Genomic DNA, 16,601 nt, shown 5'->3' with positions numbered 1-16,601 from the left:
TTCTGCTAACCAGAACCGCGAAGGTGGTGGTGGAAACTACCGCGGAAATCGTCCCGATGGAAACCAAGGTTATCAAAACCGCGAAGGCGGTGGAGGTTACCAAGGCGGTCAAGGCGGCGGTGGATATCGCGGAGGTCAGGGTGGCCAGGGCGGTGGATACCAAGGCGGTCAAGGTGGCGGCGGTTACCGTGGCGGCCAAGGAGGCGGTCAGGGTGGTGGATACCGTGGAGGTCAAGGTGGCCAAGGCGGTGGAGGCTATCGCGGCGGCGGTCCAGGTGGAGGCCAGGGCGGCGGATTTAGAGGAGGCCAAGGAGGTCCAGGCGGAGGTTTCCGTGGTGGCCAAGGTGGCGGAGGATTCCGTAGTGGTCCAGGAGGACCTGGAGCTGGTGGACCACCTCCAGGTTTAGGACCTGTAGAAGGCGGAAGAGGTGTTCCTTCCGGCAAAAAACGTAATGATAAAGATAGAGGCGGAAGACCGGAAGGTCAGGAAGGTTCTGAAAACTCTAGATTCTACAGACAGAATTACAAAAAACAGAAAGTAAGCGGACCTACTGGTGTTTCCGTTCCGAAAGAGATTACTCTATTAGAGAACGTGCAAGTAGGAGAACTGGCTAAGAAAATGAATCTTAAGCCGGGAGACGTTATCGGAAAACTCATGAAAATGGGAATGATGGTGACTATCAATAATATCATCGATGCAGAAACTGCTTCGATCCTCGCTGACGAATACGGCTGTAAGGTAAAAGTAGTTTCTCTATATGAAGAAACTCTAATCGATGAGGAAAAAGACAGTCCTGAAGATTATATCCACAGACCTCCTGTCGTTACCATCATGGGTCACGTTGACCATGGTAAGACAAAACTATTGGATACAATCCGTAAATCTTCAGTGATCGATACCGAATCCGGTGGAATTACTCAGCATATCGGTGCTTATCAGGTAAAAACTTCCAGAGGGGAAATCACCTTCTTGGATACTCCTGGTCACGAAGCGTTTACATCCATGAGAGCAAGGGGAGCGAAAGTTACAGATATCGTAATCCTTGTAGTCGCAGCGGATGACGGTGTAATGCCTCAAACATTAGAAGCATTGTCACATGCTAAGGATGCTAAAGTCCCAATTATCGTAGCTATTAACAAAGTGGATCTACCTTCTGCAAATCCTGATAAGATCATGCAGGAACTCGCGAACCATGGACTCCAATCGGAAGAATGGGGCGGGGACACTATGTATTGCAAGATCTCTGCGAAAGAGAATATCGGGATCGATAAACTTTTAGAATCGGTACTTCTACAAGCAGAAGTTCTGGATCTGAAAGCGAATCCGAAACGTAGAGCAAAAGGAACGATTGTAGAAGCGAAACTTGATCCGGGCCGTGGAGCAGTAGCGACTGTTCTGATCCAAAATGGAACCCTAAGAGTAGGCGATCCGTTTGTGGCGGGAATATTCTCCGGTAGAGTGAGAGCAATGTATGATGATTACGGTCATCTAATCAAGGAAGCAGGACCTGCTTTCCCTGTTCAGGTAACTGGTCTCGACGGAGTCCCTGATGCTGGAGCACCTTTTGACTCTGTAGAAGACGAGAAAGAAGCAAGAAATATCTCTCAACACCGTATCGAATTCGAAAGGATCGGAAACGCTGGAGCTGCAGGTTCCAAAGTAACCCTCGAGAACATGAACGAGTTCATCAAACAGGGTGCGCTAAAAGAACTGAAAGTAATCATCAAAGCGGACGTTCGCGGTTCTGCGGAAGCGATCAAAGAAGCATTGGAAAAACTTTCCACTTCTGATGTGAAACTGAATGTGATCCAGTCTGGAGCGGGAGCGATTGTGGATACAGACGTGATGCTTGCATCCGCTTCCAATGCGATCGTTATCGGATTCCATGTTCGCGCGGCGAACCCTAAGACGATCTCACTCGCAGAAAAAGAAGGCGTTCAGATCAAATACTACAGCATTATCTATCAAGTTGTAGACGAGATCAAGATGGCGATGGAAGGACTTCTCGAACCGGAAAGGATCGAAGAGGTTATTGGAACTGCGGAGATCAGAGAAGTCTTCAAAGTTTCCAAGATCGGAAACATCGCAGGTTGTATGATCACGACTGGAAAGATCACAAAAGTTTCCGGTATCCGCGTGATCAGCGACGGAGTCCAAGTGTTCGACGGAAAACTCAAATCTCTACGAAGATTCAAAGACGAAGTGAACGAAGTACTGAACAACTTCGAATGTGGTATCCAATTGGATAATTATAACGACTTCAAAGTCGGAGACACAATCGAAGCATACACTGTCACCGTAGTAAAACGTAAGCTTGAGTAGGAGTGGGAATTGAATCCGATCCGTAAAAGGAAAATCGAAGCGGAAACGGTTCGTACCGTAGCCATGATGATCCTTGCCGGAAAAGTCAAGGATCCTCGGGTGCATATGGTTTCCGTTCATAGATCGGAAATTTCCGACGACTCAAAAAATCTGAAAGTGTACGTCACTGCTATCTGCACTGACAAGAAGAAGGAAAAATTACTCGCAGGCCTGAATAGCGCCTCGGGTAAATTTGCCGCAACTCTCTCTACGAAACTCAATCTAAGGATCACTCCTAGGATCAGTTTTGTCTGGGACGAAGAATATATCCAAGGTTTAGATGAATCCCTCCGACTTACGAGAAAGCCAACAAATCCGGACTGAATCCGGGTTTTTACTTTTAGATAAGCCGGTCGGAATGACTTCTTCCGATTTGGTCTTAAAAGCTAAAAAGACTCTTGGATTAAAAAAAGTAGGTCATACCGGGACCTTAGACAAAGCCGCTTCCGGTCTTATGCTACTTCCTATAGGAACTTCTACTAGCTTCTCCCAAGTATTTTTAGGAAAAGACAAAGAATACGAAGCAGAAGTCCAATTCGGTTTTTCTACAGACTCCGGGGACAGAGAAGGGCTCGTAACCGAGGACTGGGAAACTTCTAAGATCCAAAGATGGTATGTAGAATCCAGAGCAAAGTTAGAAGAAATTCTTTCCAAGGTTTGCACTTGGGAAGAGCAAGTGGCTCCTGAAGTTTCCGCTCTGAAAGTCCAAGGGCAGAGAAGGGCAAAATTATTCAGAGAAGGGATTTCAGTCCCTCCAAGCATTCGTAAAATTAAGATATTCGAATTCGAAACCTCAGAGTTATGCGGAGAAGGTTTTAAACTCAGGACAAAGGTTTCAGGCGGGACTTATATCCGAAAATTAGTCATGGATATCGGCCAGGAAGCAGGTATTCCGATGTGCCTCAAGAGCTTAAACCGCACTAAGGTGGGGAAGTTGAAGTTAGAGAATGCAGATACATACGAGGCATTACTCCTTGGAAAAGTGATCATCCATCCGCCGGAAGAAATTCTGGATATTCCCTCGGTAGAGATCCCTAGTACGGAAGTAAAAGACGTATTTCATGGGAAAAAGATCAAACTGGACTGGATTCCGGCCCAGGAATTCCTACTTACTTCTCCGGAAGGTGAGATTTTGGCGTATTGCAGGAGGGAGGGACTTCCTGGCAGCCTTTCTTATAAATATTTGAAGGTCTTTTCTAAAATTTAGCTTGGACAGGGGGGTAGGCCCCCGAAAATTGGCAGCAGGTACAATCAAACTATGGTAACTACGGAACAAAAGAAGCAAATTATATCCACATTTGCAAAAGCTCAAGGGGACACCGGTTCAACGGAAGTTCAAGTCGCCCTTTTAGACGCTCAAATCAAAGATTTGAACGAGCATTTTAAGACTCATAAGAAAGATTTTCATTCTAAAACAGGCCTTCTTAAATTAGTTAGTAAACGTAAAAAATTATTGGAATATCTAAAACGCCAAAATCTAGAACGTTATAAAAAACTGATCGAAACTCTCGGACTCCGCAAGTAAGGAGTTCCTTCATGGCTAAAACAATAAATGGCCAATTTGGCCGTGATTCCATCACTCTCGAAACGGGAGACTGGGCGAAGCAAGCCCACGGGTCCGTAGTATATAAAACCGGAAATTTAGTTCTACTTGCTACAGTTTGTGCAGCAGATGAACCGAAAGAAGGCCAAGATTTTTTCCCATTAACCTGCGAATACTCTGAGAAAATCTACTCCGTAGGTAGATTTCCAGGCGGTTATTTCAAAAGAGAAGCGAAACCTTACGAGCATGAGGTCCTAAATTCTAGGATCATAGACAGACCGATCCGTCCTCTTTTTCCGGAAGGATATTTCTGCGAAGTGCAATTGCAAGTAACCGTTCTTTCTGCAGACAATGAGATCTCAACTGCGGGTCACGCGTTGAACGCAGCTTCGGCAGCATTAACAATCTCTAATATTCCTTTTAACGGTCCGATTGCAGGAGCAAGAGTTGGAAGAATTAACGGAGAACTTGTTCTTAATCCGGGAAATAAAGAACTTCAGAATTCCGATTTGGATCTGATCGTTGCCGGAACTAAAACTCATATCGTTATGATCGAAGGCGAGGCAAAAGAACTTTCCAATACGGAAATGTTGGAAGCTCTTAAATTTGCCCAAGGACATATCGCTAAGTTTGTTGAACTTCAAGAAAATTGGGCCAAAGAACTTGGAACAATTAAAAAAGAAGTTAAACTGAAAGTGAAAGACGAGACTCTTTTAGGTGAGGCTCGTAAATACGCATTCGATAAATTATCCGCTGCAAACAAAACTGCTGATAAGGCTTCCAGAAATAAGGAAGTTGCTGCAGTTAATAAAGAAGTAGTCGAATACTTCAAACAAACAGTGACGGAATCCGAAAAGATCAAAGATATCAAAAACTTCCTACACGAACTTGAATACGAGATCGTTAGAGAGCAGGTGCTTAAAGAAGGAGTTCGTTTCGACGGAAGAAAATTGGATGAGATCCGAAATATTTCCGTAGAGATGAGCCCACTTCCAGGAGTCCATGGTTCTGCAGTATTTACAAGAGGTCAGACTCAATCTCTTGGAACCGTAACTTTAGGAACCGCTTCGGATAACCAACGTTACGAGACTCTTGAAGGCCAAAAAGAAAAGAACTTCATGTTACATTATAACTTCCCTGCTTTCTCAGTGGGAGAAGTTAGAAGATCTTCCGGCCCGGGAAGAAGAGAGATCGGTCACGGGAATTTAGCGGAAAGAGCTTTGAAACTTGTTCTTCCGGACCAAGATAAATTCCCTTACGTGATCCGCGTAGTATCCGAAATTTTAGAATCCAATGGATCTTCTTCCATGGCTTCCGTTTGTTCCGGATCCTTAGCATTGATGGCTGCAGGAGTTCCAGTAAAATCTGCAGTATCCGGGATCGCGATGGGATTATTCTCGGACGAAGGCGGAAGATTTGCAGTATTATCCGATATCGCAGGTCTCGAAGACCATTTCGGAGATATGGACTGTAAGATTGCAGGGACCAGAAAAGGGATCACTGCATTTCAAATGGACTTAAAAGTTACCGGTGTTGCGTTTAACGTATTGGAAGCGGTATTCTCTCAAGCAGAAAAGGCTCGTTTCCATATCTTAGATGTGATGGAAAAATCCATTTCCAAGGCTGCGGATTCTGTTTCCAGAACTGCGCCTAGAATTATCGTTAAGTATATACCGAAAGATCGTATCGGTGAATTGATTGGTCCTGGTGGTAAAAACATCAGAGGGATCATCGAAGCTTCCGGAGCGGATATCAATATAGACGACGATGGAAAAGTGACGATCGCCGGAGCGAACCAAGAGCAAGCGGAAAAAGCTGCCGGTATGGTAGAAGGGTTCTTCGCGGAAGTGGAAGTAGGAAAAATTTACGAAGGTAAAGTGAAACGTATCACCGATTTCGGTGCCTTTGTGGAAATTCTTCCTGGTAAGGAAGGGCTTTGCCATATTTCCAAACTGGACTCTAAAAGAGTAAATTCCGTAAAAGACGTTGTGAAAGAAGGTGAGATTATCCGAGTTCGCGTATTAAACGTGGACAAAACAGGTAAGATCGATCTTTCCAGAAGAGACGCTCTCGAAGTTTAATAGAATCGAAGACCGGCGGGTTCCCCGCCGGGTAGACTATTGGTTTTTCTAGAAGAAAAAAATCATAAAAAAGTTTTAGGGAACGGACTTACAGTCCTCTTCCAAAGAGCTCCGTACTCGGTTAGCGCCTCCTTAGGTGTTTATGTTAAAGTAGGGTCTCGTTCAGAAATTTTAGAGACTGCAGGTTATTGCCATTTCTTGGAGCATATGCTTTTCAAGGATACGGAAAAGAGAACCGCGAAACAACAGGCAGAAGACTGGGAAAGAGTAGGTGCTTATTCTAACGCCGCTACTTCCAGAGAATATACTTATTTTCATGCAACCTTAGCTTCCAGGGATCTGGAACTCGGACTTACATTATTTTCCGAGATGATGTTCCAACCTTTATTCAGAGACCAGGATATCAAAACAGAAGCAGAAGTAGTCCTGGAAGAAATGAAAGGTTACGAAGATTCTCCCGAAGACGGAGTTCATGACTTCTACTATAATAATCTTTTCCCGGGAAATTCTTTGGGAAGGGATATAATCGGAACAGAAGCCTCCATTCGAGGAGTCACTCCATCTAGTTTAAGAAAATTTTATGAAACCTATTATCACCCGGAGAATATGATCCTTTCTCTCTCCGGAAATTACGAGCCCGAGTTCGTATTTGATCTGGTTTCCAAATATTTCTCTTATTCCCCTAAAAAAGGAAAAGAAGGAACATTCGAAACTCCTAAAAAAGAATTCGGATACTTCCGCAAAGGGAATAAAGAAACAGAACAGGCTTATTTTATTTTAGGTGGAGAAGGTTTCCCGAGAAATTTCCACGATGCGACCAGGCTTTCTCTTTTAACCCATGTTTTAGGCGGTGGAATGTCTTCTCGCCTCTTCCAAAAAGTGAGAGAGGAGAAAGGACTTTGTTATCATATCACAAGTTACCCTTCTTCCTATAGAGATATCGGGATTAACTCGATCGTTTGTTCCACTTCCAAAGAAAGATTTGCGGAAAGTTTGGAACTGATCCTTCAAGAATTAAGACTTTTCGTAGATAAGGGAGTGACTTCCGAAGAATTAAGGGACGCGAAAACAAATCACGAGGGAAGTCTTTCTATCGGTTACGAACATACTGAAAGTAGGATGAATAATATAGCGTTCCAAGAATTGTATTATGGAAAATATAATTCTTTAGAAGACAGGATCAAAGAGATCCATTCGGTAACGGAAGAAGAAGTAAACGGGACGATCCGTAGAATATTCGCATTACCTAAATTACATCTTTCCGTTTTGGCAAAATTGAAAACGAAAGAAGAGCAAAAAATAAAATCCATTTTCGAGTCTTACTCATATTCCTGATCATGAAAATCCCTGTTAAAAAACTAAAAGACAAAGCATTACTTCCCGAGATCAAAACTTCCGGTTCTGCGGGTTATGATATCGCTGCTTGTTTAGAATCTTCCTTAACCTTACCCGTGGGAGAAGTTGTTTTAGTTCCGACAGGTCTTTCTTTTGCGATCCCGGAAGGATTTCATTTTGAAATTCGTCCTCGCTCCGGATTTTCCACTAAATTTAAGATCTTAATTCCGAATACTCCAGGCACGATCGATTCCGATTATAGAGGGGAACTCATGGTCCCTCTTTTGAATTTAGGGAAAGAAGCTTATATTCTGGAAGACAAAACCAGGATTGCCCAACTTTTAATTCGCCGCACTTGGCATACGGATTGGGAACTAGTTTCCGAACTTCCTGAATCCGAAAGAGGAGCAGGCGGTTTCGGTAGCACCGGTCTTTAAGTAAAAGAGAATTCAGTTTCACACAGAGTGCACTGAGAACACGGAGATTTTTTACCTCTGTGAACTCCGTGATCTCTGTGCAAAACTCAGAAGCTTCATTTAAAAACTTCTATTTTTAACTTTTTGGCAATTGAAGTAACCTGTTCGTCAAGGGTTGCGATGCCCGCGCCTTTGCGAATACAAAGTTCAAAGTAAGAGGCGTCGTAGGATGAGAGATTATGAGTCTCCGCTAACTCTTGGATATGGCGGAAAACCTCGAAAGAAAGATTAATATCGAATTCGATCGGCAGAGATTCGAAAATGGAAATGATCTGTTTTGTTTGTAGATCGTTTAACCGTTTTCTTCTTTTAGAAACTAAGAGTACATTATTGAATTCGTACCACCAAAGGCTCGGAACTATAGTTCGTACAGTTTTGCTGATCGATTGCAAAAACTGATCCGCTTTGGAAGACTTTTCATCCGGTAAAAAACTTGCTGCTGCTAAAGAACAATCTAAAACCCAGAGTTTTACCATTTGCGGCCTTCGTTGATAAATTCTTTAATATTTACCTTCGAAGAAATGCTAGATCTGATCTTTTTTAAAGTACTGAGCCCCTCTTTAGGATCGAATTCGATCTCTTCCGAAAAAGGAACAATTTTAGCGATCGGTTTTCCTCTATGTGTGATCACAAAGACTTCTCCTGCTTGGACTTTTTTGAGTAATTCTGATAAATGAGTCTTCGCCTGAAATGCGGAAACCTGCTCGATGTTTATATTCACAATAAACACTAGTCTATTAACTGGTTGATTTAATTTTTCAACCTAAAAATGAAAAGAAGACCGGAAAACTCATTCCTTGTGCTCCGGTGCGAACCCTCGGATCCTTTTTTTCAGTATTTTGTCTCTTTTCGGATTTCGGTTTTCTGCCGATGCTTAGGGGGTATGGATAGAAAGGACCAAATAGTCGGACAAAATATAGCGATTTGGGAGAAAGGAAGGGCTGCCTTACCGTATCTTCTTCTTTTTAGCGGGATTTTTCTCACTCTTTCTCTTGGTTCTTTCACGATCGCGGAGAATGGGGTAGACGCGAATTTATTCGGAAGACTCGGGCATTTTCTATCTTGGGGATTTTTATACTTATTCGGAAATGCGTCCTTTGTTCCCGGGATCATGCTCATTCTAACTGGCGGGATCCTTCTCGCAAAACCTGCTCAGGATGTAACGAATAAACTTCTTACCATCCCATTGTTCCTACTTGCAGTCGCGGTGAGTTTGAATGTTTTCGGAAATGTTTCTACGATCCCTTTTGCTTCGAACGGAGGAGTTCTTGGTCAGGCACTTGCAGTGGCTTTGGAATATTTACTAGGCTCCACCGGAAGACTTCTCATCCATTTCGTGGTCTATTTTTACGGAATTTTAGTTTATTTGAATGAATCTCCGGTCCATTTCCTCGGAAGACTTCTTGCTCAAAGTGGAAGAGATTGGAAGGACCAATGGCTGGCTGGTTACGGTAGCGGGAAAATGAAAAAAGAAGAAGAGATCGGAAACTACGAGTCTGTTTTTTCTAAGAGCAATAAGACGGATTGGTCCAAGGGGCTTTCGAGCATGATGAATACTTGGAAACAAAATGAACCTGAAGTGTCGGAAGAAAATATTCCTCCTTGGTTTCGCAAAGAAGTTTCAGGCCAATCTTCTAACTCCCAGGCTTCGCCAAAGTCTCCGGCAAATTTAGGATCTTATATCCAAAAGGCAAAAGAGAATACAAAACCTTCTTATACTCATGAAGAGAATGTTCAGTATAAGAACTCTGGAATTCTCCAAGGATTTTTTGAAGAAGATAGAAAAGTTTTCCAATTCCAAAGTGCTTCTACTCGACTCTTAGAAAAAGTTTATGGAGTTCCGGAGAAAAAGGAAGAAGTTCCTACACCTTCTAAAAAAGGCTGGGAGATCCTGGATCTTCGTAGCGAGAGATCTACTTCCGAATTTTTCCGTAAAGAAGAACCAAAAGTTTCCGAACAGGAAGAAATCGTTTCGTATTCCGAGCCTGAAGTTTTTGACGAGGAAGAAATTGAAGAGCTGAATGAGGCTCCTCATAATTTCCAAGAGGAAGAAGAGGAAGCCGATTCTGAAGAATGGGTAGAAGAGGAAGATTCCTCAGAAGAGTCGGATGAAGAAGAAGCAGGCGAAGAGGAGCTGGATGAGGAGGAAGAGTTCGAAGAGGAAGAAGAAATTTCCGTCGAACCGGAAGTCCTTCCACCTGTAGTAACTCCTACGCCTGTTCTTGAAAAGAAGAAAGATATTGTGGAAAAACAGAAACAATCCGAGCTTCCATTTGCTCCAGTTTCTATGGTTCCGATCTTCAGATCCAAACGTTCTGTATATCATATTCCTTTGAACCGATTGCATAGTAATCCGACAAAAGTCCAGGACGCATTATTCAAAGTGGAATCCGAAAAAGTAGCTTTCGAGATCCAAAACGCTCTTAAAGTTTATGGATACGAAGCCAAGGTCGTTGCTTGGGAAAGAGGTCCGATCATCACTCGATACGAATTGACTCCTCCTCCAGGTGTGAAACTCGGAAGGATCACTTCTTTGACGGACGAGCTGAGAATGTATCTCGCGGTAAAGAACATCCGTATTGTAGCTCCGATCCCTGGCAAATCTACGATCGGTATAGAAGTCCCGAATAAACATAGAGAGGATGTCTTCTTAGGGGATATATTACGTTCTTCTTTAGCTCCTAAGCCTAAGAAGGATCTAAATATCGTGATCGGTAAGGATATTTCGGGTAAACTAGTATCCATCGATCTAAACAAACTTCCTCACTTGCTTGTTGCAGGAACAACAGGTTCGGGTAAGTCGGTTTGTTTGAATGCGATGATCGCTTCTCTAGTCTTAAATCTTTCTCCGGAAGAAGTTCGATTCATTATGATCGATCCTAAGATGGTGGAACTCACTTTGTTCGAGGACATCCCACATCTTCTTATGCCGGTGATCAAGGATGCGCGTAAGGCAACCAAGTCCTTGTCTTGGGTCATCCAAGAAATGGAAGCTCGTTACGAAGCAGTTTCCCAATTGAAATGTAGGGATTTCCGTTCTTATAACGAGAAGGTGGAAGAACATTATCATAAGGAAGGATATAATAAGATGCCTTACCTTGTGGTTTTTATAGACGAGCTTGCGGATCTAATGATGGTTTCCGGAAAAGATCTGGAAGATGCGATTACTCGTATCAGCCAGAAATCCAGAGCGGTCGGTATCCACCTAGTAATGGCGACCCAAAGACCTTCCGTGGATGTGATCACTGGACTTATCAAAGCCAACTGTCCTGCAAGGATTGCATTCCATGTGGCGCAAAAAACGGATTCTAAGATCATTCTAGATATGAATGGAGCAGAATCACTTCTTGGAAAAGGAGATATGTTGTATAAGTCTCCAACTTCCGCGGATCTCGCGAGAATTCAGGCTCCATTTATTTCGGAAGAAGAGATCGAGAAGATTGTGGATGAGGCCAAAAAATACGGAGCTCCTACTTACGTAGATTTCGATCTGGAAGAAGAAACCGAATCCGAATCCGTAGAAGAGATGGACGAGGAATTATTCGATAAGGCCTGGGAAATCGTAAGAACGGATCGGAAAGCGAGTGCAAGCTATCTGCAAAGACGTTTGAAGATCGGATACAATCGTGCTGCAAGGATCATGGAACTTATGGAAGAGAGGGGATATGTTTCTCCCATCCTAGGCTCCAAGGGCCGGGAAATTTTAAGATCCGCTTAGACAGACCCGATTCCGGGAATTTTCAAGCCGGGAAAAGAAACCAAGTGACAGGGGGGCGGATACTCTCCATCCTGGAAAAAAATCCCGGCATTCTTGAGAATGAAAGATACTAAAAACACTATTTCATTATTTAGGGCACTCGGAACCGTTTTGGTCGTTTTATTTGCGTCCTTTCCAGTATTCGCCCAGTCTTCCGCAAAACATCATTGGAATTCCCCGTCGGAAGTCGTTAAAAAAGTCAGAAAAACTTTTTCAGATCTGCAATCTTACAAAGCTGATTTTGTGATCCAGACCGAAGCGAACAAAAAGACGGTCACTAAAAAAGGGATCTGCTATTACAAGAAGGGAGGAAAGATCAAATATGAATTTTCCGATCCTTCCGGAGACGAGATCGTTTCCGACGGCAAGACACTTTGGATCTTCATCAAAAGATTGAACGCAGCTGGCAAACAAGATCTTACATTAAATAAATCGAATAAATCAGGCCCTATCTTTTCACCTATGACTGAAGAGGGACTTTCCAGGATTTTTAGAAAATATCATTATAAATTCGAATCTATCGAACAACCTCAAGTGTCCCCGAAAGACAATCGTAAATATTTCGTATTGGCTTTGGAACAAAGAGAGAAGATCGGCGGATACGAGACCATGACCCTTTACGTAGATGCTGAGACTTCTTTCATTAAAAAAGCGGTTGCAAGCGACGGAAGAGGTAAAACCACCACCGTTGAATTTTCCTCTTTAGAAGCGAATGCGGATATCGAAGATGGAAAGTTCAATTTCCGTCCGGATGGAAATTCTAAAATCGTAAATAACCCCTTGGTTTCGGAAGAATAAAAACTTCCTAGGAAAGGAGAGCGAAATTGAATCAGAAGCGAGTAGGGCAGATCCTTAGAGAGGCTAGGGAAGAAAAAAAGCTCACTGTAAAGGACGTATCCAAGGATACGAATATTTCCGTTAAATATATTCTCGCATTGGAGACTGAGGACTATGCTCAGTTTCCCGGAGAGACGTTTACTATCGGTTTTTTAAAAAACTACGGTAGTTATCTTAAATTAGACACGGGAATGCTGATCAATTTATATCGTGGGGAAAAGATAGAAGAGTCCCAGGCTCCTCTGGAAGAATTGACCAAACCTACTTCCAATTTCTATTACGATCTTAACTTCGATAAGAATAAACTTATCACCGCGATCTCCGTTCTGATGGTCGCTATTGCAGTAGTCCTTCTGTATACATTTATAGACGGATTTTCTTCGGGTGACGATGTCGCAGAAGAAAGCGGACGTAAACTTGAAATCCCTGAAAATATAGACTTCATCAATCGTTCCGTTCCGGAGACAAGACCTGAAAGTTTTATTCTAACCGCCAACCAAGGTGTGAGTTTCAGTGCGTCTAATCAACAATGTAAACTTTTCATCTCTTCAGTAGAGCAGGGTTCCGATACCAATACGGCTGTTTTGGCATTCAATGTGTATCCTGAGTTGACGGTTTATAAATTCAGATTGTCCGAAGGACAGGAAAAAGTTTTGAGTTATTCCATTCCTGAAATTTCCTCATTGCGTAGAAGTATCAGAATTTCGGCTCAAAGTGTGACTGGAAGTTCCGCTAAGGTCTTAGTTTCTTTAAGCGAAGAAGAAAGACAGGGAACTACAGTTCAACAGAACCCTCAGGGGGAAGATTCCACCAAAACATTGGGTGATGTTCCGATCCAGGTTACCTTGTTCTTCTCCAAACCTAGTTATGCGGAATTCATCATAGACGGGCAAATGGGATTTAGAGGTCTCGTTCAGTCCGGAGAAAACAAAGCTTTGGAAGCGAAGGATCGCTTAGAGATCAAAGTCGGGGACGGATCCGCAGTGGAAATGATCCAGAACGGAAAACAGAAAGTAGTTTTAGGCCGCCCTGGAAAATTAGTGAAGAAAGTTTATATAAAAACACCAAACCCTTACGATAGCACTCAGTTTATCATTAAGGAGTTAGGCGAGTAGGCCTCGTTTGGATAAGAAGTTCTACATAACAACTCTAGGATGTCCAAAAAACACTGTGGACTCCATGAGCATGCATCATTCTCTTTTGGAAGAGGGATTTCTTCCGGCTACAAAACCGGAAGAGTCCGATTTCCATCTGATCAATACCTGTACTTTTATTCGTTCCGCAACCGAAGAGACGATCCAAACGATACTAGGTGCTGCCCATGCTAAAAAACAAGAAGGGCAAAAACTAGTCGTCGTAGGATGTTTTGCAGAAAGATATCCGAAAGATATCTCCGCAGAAATTCCGGAAGTGGACCTGGTTTTTGGAACCGGAAAATATTCCCAGGCTGGAAAGATCATCAAAGAAGCTTTCCGTAGAGAGATCGTCTCCGTTCCTAAAACTGAATTCAATTCTGATATAGTGGAAAGGATGAAACTTTCTCCTGAGATAGAGAATTATTCAAAACCGTATGCATACGTAAAAGTTTCCGACGGTTGTAATCGCGGCTGCGCATTCTGCATCATTCCTTCTTTACGTGGTAAATTCGTAGATTCTCCTCTAGAAGAGATCCTAAAAGATACAAGAAGGGCGATTTCTGCGGGAGCCAAAGAGATCTGTCTAGTGTCTCAAGATACAGTGTATTACGGAAAAGATTCGGACAAACTTTTGGATATGATCAAGGTCGTCTCCGAAGTAGAAGAGTTGGAGATCCTACGTCTTTTATACTTATACCCTGATAAGAAGACTGAAAAGATCCTGAGACTCATGGGAGAAACTCCTAAGATCGCTCCATATCTAGAATCACCTTTGCAACATGTTTCCGAAAGAGTACTTAAAAGTATGAATCGTAGCGGAGGATATTCCGCGTTTAGAGATCTATATTCTCTCGCAAGAGAAGTAAGACCGGATCTGGAGATCCGCACTTCTTTTATCCTAGGATTTCCCGGAGAAACAGGAGAAGACGTGGATGAGATCCTAAGATTCGTAGAAGAGACTCGTCCTGAAAAACTGAATTTATTCTCTTATTCTCCTCAGGAAGGGACCAAAGGTGCGGACTTCCAACAAACAGTCTCCGACAAAGAAAAAGCAAAACGGATCAATTTAATCCGAGATCTACATTTGAAAATCCTGCAAGAGATCCACGAATCCAGGATCGGTAAAACATACGATGCGATCGTGGATGGGATCGAAGGAAATACTGCAGTCGTCAGAAGATTACAGGATGCTCCTGAGATAGACGAAGTAGTTTATGTGGAAGATCCTTCCTTGAAACCCGGAACGATCGGAAAAGTGAAAATAGAATCCTTTTACGAATATGATATGATGGGGACTTGGCTCGAATCTTGAATCCGAATATAAATTTACCCAACGCTCTTACCGTACTTAGAGTTGCTTCACTTCCATTTTTCGTCTGGTTCTTATACCAGAAGGAACAGGCGTATCATATCGCCGCTTTAGTACTTTTTTCTTTGGCATCTATTACAGATTTTATAGATGGTTATCTGGCTCGTAAATGGAAACAGGAAACCGAGTTCGGGAAATTCTTAGATCCTCTTGCTGATAAGATCATAGTAGTGGGATGTTTTACCACATTCATCTTTTTGCATGAACAAATAGAACTTTGGATGGTAATACTTATCATCGGAAGAGATATGCTCATCACTACTTTACGTTATCTTGCGATCCGACTCGGAAAATCCATCCGAACTACGATGCTCGGGAAGGTGAAGACCGCCTTCCAGATGGGAGCTATCATTCTTATTTTAGTCTTCTTTATCCTGGTTTCTTCTAGCAAAAGGATCCTGATCAACGAAGTATACCAAAGTGGTAAACTTGCAGGGCAAACTGTATTCGGGATCGCTTCCGAAAACGCGGTTGCTTTCGTTCGAGTTTGGCAGGAAAACGGTGCTCCGGGTTGGAACGAACTTGTATTCGGGCTAGGCGGATTTGTTCCGTATTTCGGAATGCTTCTGACCACTCTTATTACTGTTCTTTCAGGAATACGTTATCTGATCTCCAACCGAGAAGTAATTCGTTACAGTTCTATACGGAGGGCCTTCGGTAAAAATGGAAATTAGACAAGCGATCATCAAAGTATTAGAAAAAAAACACCTAAGCGTTCCGGAAGCAGAAGCAGTAATCAATTCAGTAATGAAAGGAGAAGTGTCGGAGATCCTACTTTCTTCCTTCGTGACTGCAATGAGAGCAAAGGGAGAAACCGTAGACGAGCTACTTGGATTTTGCCTCGCTCTTCGCAAAAACGCTCTCAAACCTAAAACTGCATTTCCTTTCGATATGCTAGATACTTGTGGAACCGGGGGGGACGGGAAAGGTACAGTCAATATTTCTACATTGTCTGCGATCGTGATCTCTTCTATGGGGATCAAGGTTGCAAAACATGGAAATCGTTCCGTTTCTTCTCATACAGGTTCTAGTGATATCCTTACTCGATTAGGATATAATACTGAAAAGACCCAGGAAGAAGTGGAGTCTCATCTTATTACTAGTGGATTCGCGTTTTTATTCGCGCCTATGTGGCATCCGTCTATGAAATTTGCAGGACCTGTCCGTAGAGAATTAGGTTTTAGGACCTTATTCAATATGATCGGGCCACTTAGTAATCCTTTCTCTCCCCAATACCAGATCATCGGAGTGTATGAGCCTGAACTGACCGAGACATTTATCCGAGTTCTACAAGGCTTAGGTTTAAAACGCGCTTTGGTTTGCCATTCTAGGGATGGGCTGGATGAGTTTTCTATTTTTGAAAAAACGGATTATACTCTTTTAGAAGATGGTGTAATCTCCAGAAAAGATTTCGACCCGAAAGAATTAGGCCTAAAAGACCTAGATCCGGACGAGGTTTTTACAAATGGGCCTGAAAAGGCGGAACATTTGGCTCGTAAGATCCTGGCAGGGGAGAAGATTGCGGGTGCCCATGCGGTTGCCTTAAACGCTGGAGCGGGGCTCTATACCTTGGGAAGGGTCTCGAATATTAAAGAAGGATATGAAACAGCTTTGGAACAATTGGCTTCCGGAAAAACAAGCGCCTTCTTTCAAAATTTAATTACCAAGGGATAATCAAGGAAAATACTGGTCCCAAAAAGGACCA

The 16,601-nt window shown here is 42.9% G+C and carries 15 protein-coding genes; 13 read left to right on the top strand and 2 right to left on the bottom strand.

Features of this window, described 5'->3' with window-relative positions:
- The 7 genes from infB to dut all read left to right on the top strand — a co-directional run.
- On the top strand, positions 1-2,323 hold a 2,323-nt coding region (gene infB / locus EHQ64_RS10250), incomplete at its 5' end, for a translation initiation factor IF-2 (RefSeq protein ID WP_135649389.1).
- Positions 2,324-2,332: 9 nt separating this feature from the next.
- Positions 2,333-2,686, top strand: a complete 354-nt coding sequence (rbfA, locus tag EHQ64_RS10245) for a 30S ribosome-binding factor RbfA (protein WP_135649388.1) — start codon at positions 2,333-2,335, stop codon at positions 2,684-2,686.
- The gene (truB, locus tag EHQ64_RS10240) at positions 2,643-3,569 is read left to right on the top strand and encodes a tRNA pseudouridine(55) synthase TruB (protein WP_135649387.1); all 927 of its coding nucleotides are present in this window, start codon (positions 2,643-2,645) and stop codon (positions 3,567-3,569) included. Before rbfA ends, truB begins: the two co-directional genes overlap by 44 nt.
- 51 nt (positions 3,570-3,620) lie before the next feature.
- Positions 3,621-3,887 (top strand): 30S ribosomal protein S15, encoded by a 267-nt coding sequence (rpsO, locus tag EHQ64_RS10235; RefSeq protein ID WP_135649386.1) that lies wholly within the window; start codon positions 3,621-3,623, stop codon positions 3,885-3,887.
- An 11-nt stretch (positions 3,888-3,898) separates the two neighbouring features.
- On the top strand, positions 3,899-5,986 hold the full coding sequence (gene pnp, locus EHQ64_RS10230; RefSeq protein ID WP_135649385.1) for a polyribonucleotide nucleotidyltransferase: 2,088 nt from the start codon (positions 3,899-3,901) through the stop codon (positions 5,984-5,986).
- A 39-nt stretch (positions 5,987-6,025) separates the two neighbouring features.
- Entirely contained in the window at positions 6,026-7,321 is a 1,296-nt protein-coding gene (locus tag EHQ64_RS10225) for a M16 family metallopeptidase (protein WP_135649384.1), read from the top strand.
- Positions 7,322-7,323: 2 nt separating this feature from the next.
- Positions 7,324-7,758, top strand: coding sequence for a dUTP diphosphatase (dut, locus tag EHQ64_RS10220; protein ID WP_135649383.1), 435 nt, complete (start codon positions 7,324-7,326; stop codon positions 7,756-7,758).
- Between the two features lie 95 nt (positions 7,759-7,853).
- On the opposite strand, the gene EHQ64_RS10215 is transcribed toward dut, so the two are convergent.
- Together EHQ64_RS10215 and EHQ64_RS10210 are read right to left on the bottom strand one after the other, a co-directional pair.
- Positions 7,854-8,273 carry a type II toxin-antitoxin system VapC family toxin gene (locus tag EHQ64_RS10215; RefSeq protein WP_135649382.1) on the bottom strand — a complete coding sequence of 140 codons (420 nt, stop codon included), beginning with the start codon at positions 8,271-8,273 and terminating at the stop codon, positions 7,854-7,856.
- On the bottom strand, positions 8,267-8,518 hold the full coding sequence (locus EHQ64_RS10210; RefSeq protein WP_246048686.1) for a type II toxin-antitoxin system Phd/YefM family antitoxin: 252 nt from the start codon (positions 8,516-8,518) through the stop codon (positions 8,267-8,269). Before EHQ64_RS10210 ends, EHQ64_RS10215 begins: the two co-directional genes overlap by 7 nt.
- Positions 8,519-8,680: 162 nt before the next feature.
- On the opposite strand from EHQ64_RS10210, the gene EHQ64_RS10205 reads away from it, so the two are divergent.
- From EHQ64_RS10205 to trpD, 6 genes are all read left to right on the top strand, one after another.
- Complete coding sequence (locus EHQ64_RS10205; protein WP_135649381.1) at positions 8,681-11,515, top strand: DNA translocase FtsK; 2,835 nt, start codon at positions 8,681-8,683, stop codon at positions 11,513-11,515.
- 99 nt (positions 11,516-11,614) lie between these two features.
- Positions 11,615-12,352: a LolA family protein gene (locus tag EHQ64_RS10200; RefSeq protein ID WP_135649380.1), complete on the top strand. Its 738-nt coding sequence runs from the start codon at positions 11,615-11,617 to the stop codon at positions 12,350-12,352.
- A gap of 26 nt (positions 12,353-12,378) precedes the next feature.
- Entirely contained in the window at positions 12,379-13,506 is a 1,128-nt protein-coding gene (locus tag EHQ64_RS10195) for a helix-turn-helix domain-containing protein (RefSeq protein ID WP_135649379.1), read from the top strand.
- Between the two features lie 7 nt (positions 13,507-13,513).
- A complete protein-coding gene (gene rimO, locus EHQ64_RS10190; RefSeq protein WP_135649378.1) occupies positions 13,514-14,839 on the top strand; it encodes a 30S ribosomal protein S12 methylthiotransferase RimO in 1,326 nt (441 codons plus the stop codon).
- Entirely contained in the window at positions 14,836-15,570 is a 735-nt protein-coding gene (gene pgsA / locus EHQ64_RS10185) for a CDP-diacylglycerol--glycerol-3-phosphate 3-phosphatidyltransferase (RefSeq protein WP_135649377.1), read from the top strand. The genes rimO and pgsA overlap by 4 nt, the downstream gene beginning before the upstream one ends.
- Entirely contained in the window at positions 15,560-16,570 is a 1,011-nt protein-coding gene (gene trpD / locus EHQ64_RS10180; protein WP_135649376.1) for an anthranilate phosphoribosyltransferase, read from the top strand. The genes pgsA and trpD overlap by 11 nt, the downstream gene beginning before the upstream one ends.
- Positions 16,571-16,601: the final 31 nt, after the last annotated feature.

The sequence above is a fragment of the Leptospira sarikeiensis genome (assembly GCF_004769615.1).
Lineage (GTDB): Bacteria > Spirochaetota > Leptospiria > Leptospirales > Leptospiraceae > Leptospira_B > Leptospira_B sarikeiensis.
This window is presented reverse-complemented; position numbering and strand designations above follow the sequence as displayed.

Coding starts and splice junctions, on each gene's coding strand:
- truB (WP_135649387.1), top strand. CDS start 2,643: ATGAATCCCTCCGACTTACGAGAAAGCCAACAAATCCGGACTGAATCC.
- rpsO (WP_135649386.1), top strand. CDS start 3,621: ATGGTAACTACGGAACAAAAGAAGCAAATTATATCCACATTTGCAAAA.
- pnp (WP_135649385.1), top strand. CDS start 3,899: ATGGCTAAAACAATAAATGGCCAATTTGGCCGTGATTCCATCACTCTC.
- dut (WP_135649383.1), top strand. CDS start 7,324: ATGAAAATCCCTGTTAAAAAACTAAAAGACAAAGCATTACTTCCCGAG.
- EHQ64_RS10215 (WP_135649382.1), bottom strand. CDS start 8,273: ATGGTAAAACTCTGGGTTTTAGATTGTTCTTTAGCAGCAGCAAGTTTT.
- EHQ64_RS10205 (WP_135649381.1), top strand. CDS start 8,681: ATGGATAGAAAGGACCAAATAGTCGGACAAAATATAGCGATTTGGGAG.
- EHQ64_RS10200 (WP_135649380.1), top strand. CDS start 11,615: ATGAAAGATACTAAAAACACTATTTCATTATTTAGGGCACTCGGAACC.
- trpD (WP_135649376.1), top strand. CDS start 15,560: ATGGAAATTAGACAAGCGATCATCAAAGTATTAGAAAAAAAACACCTA.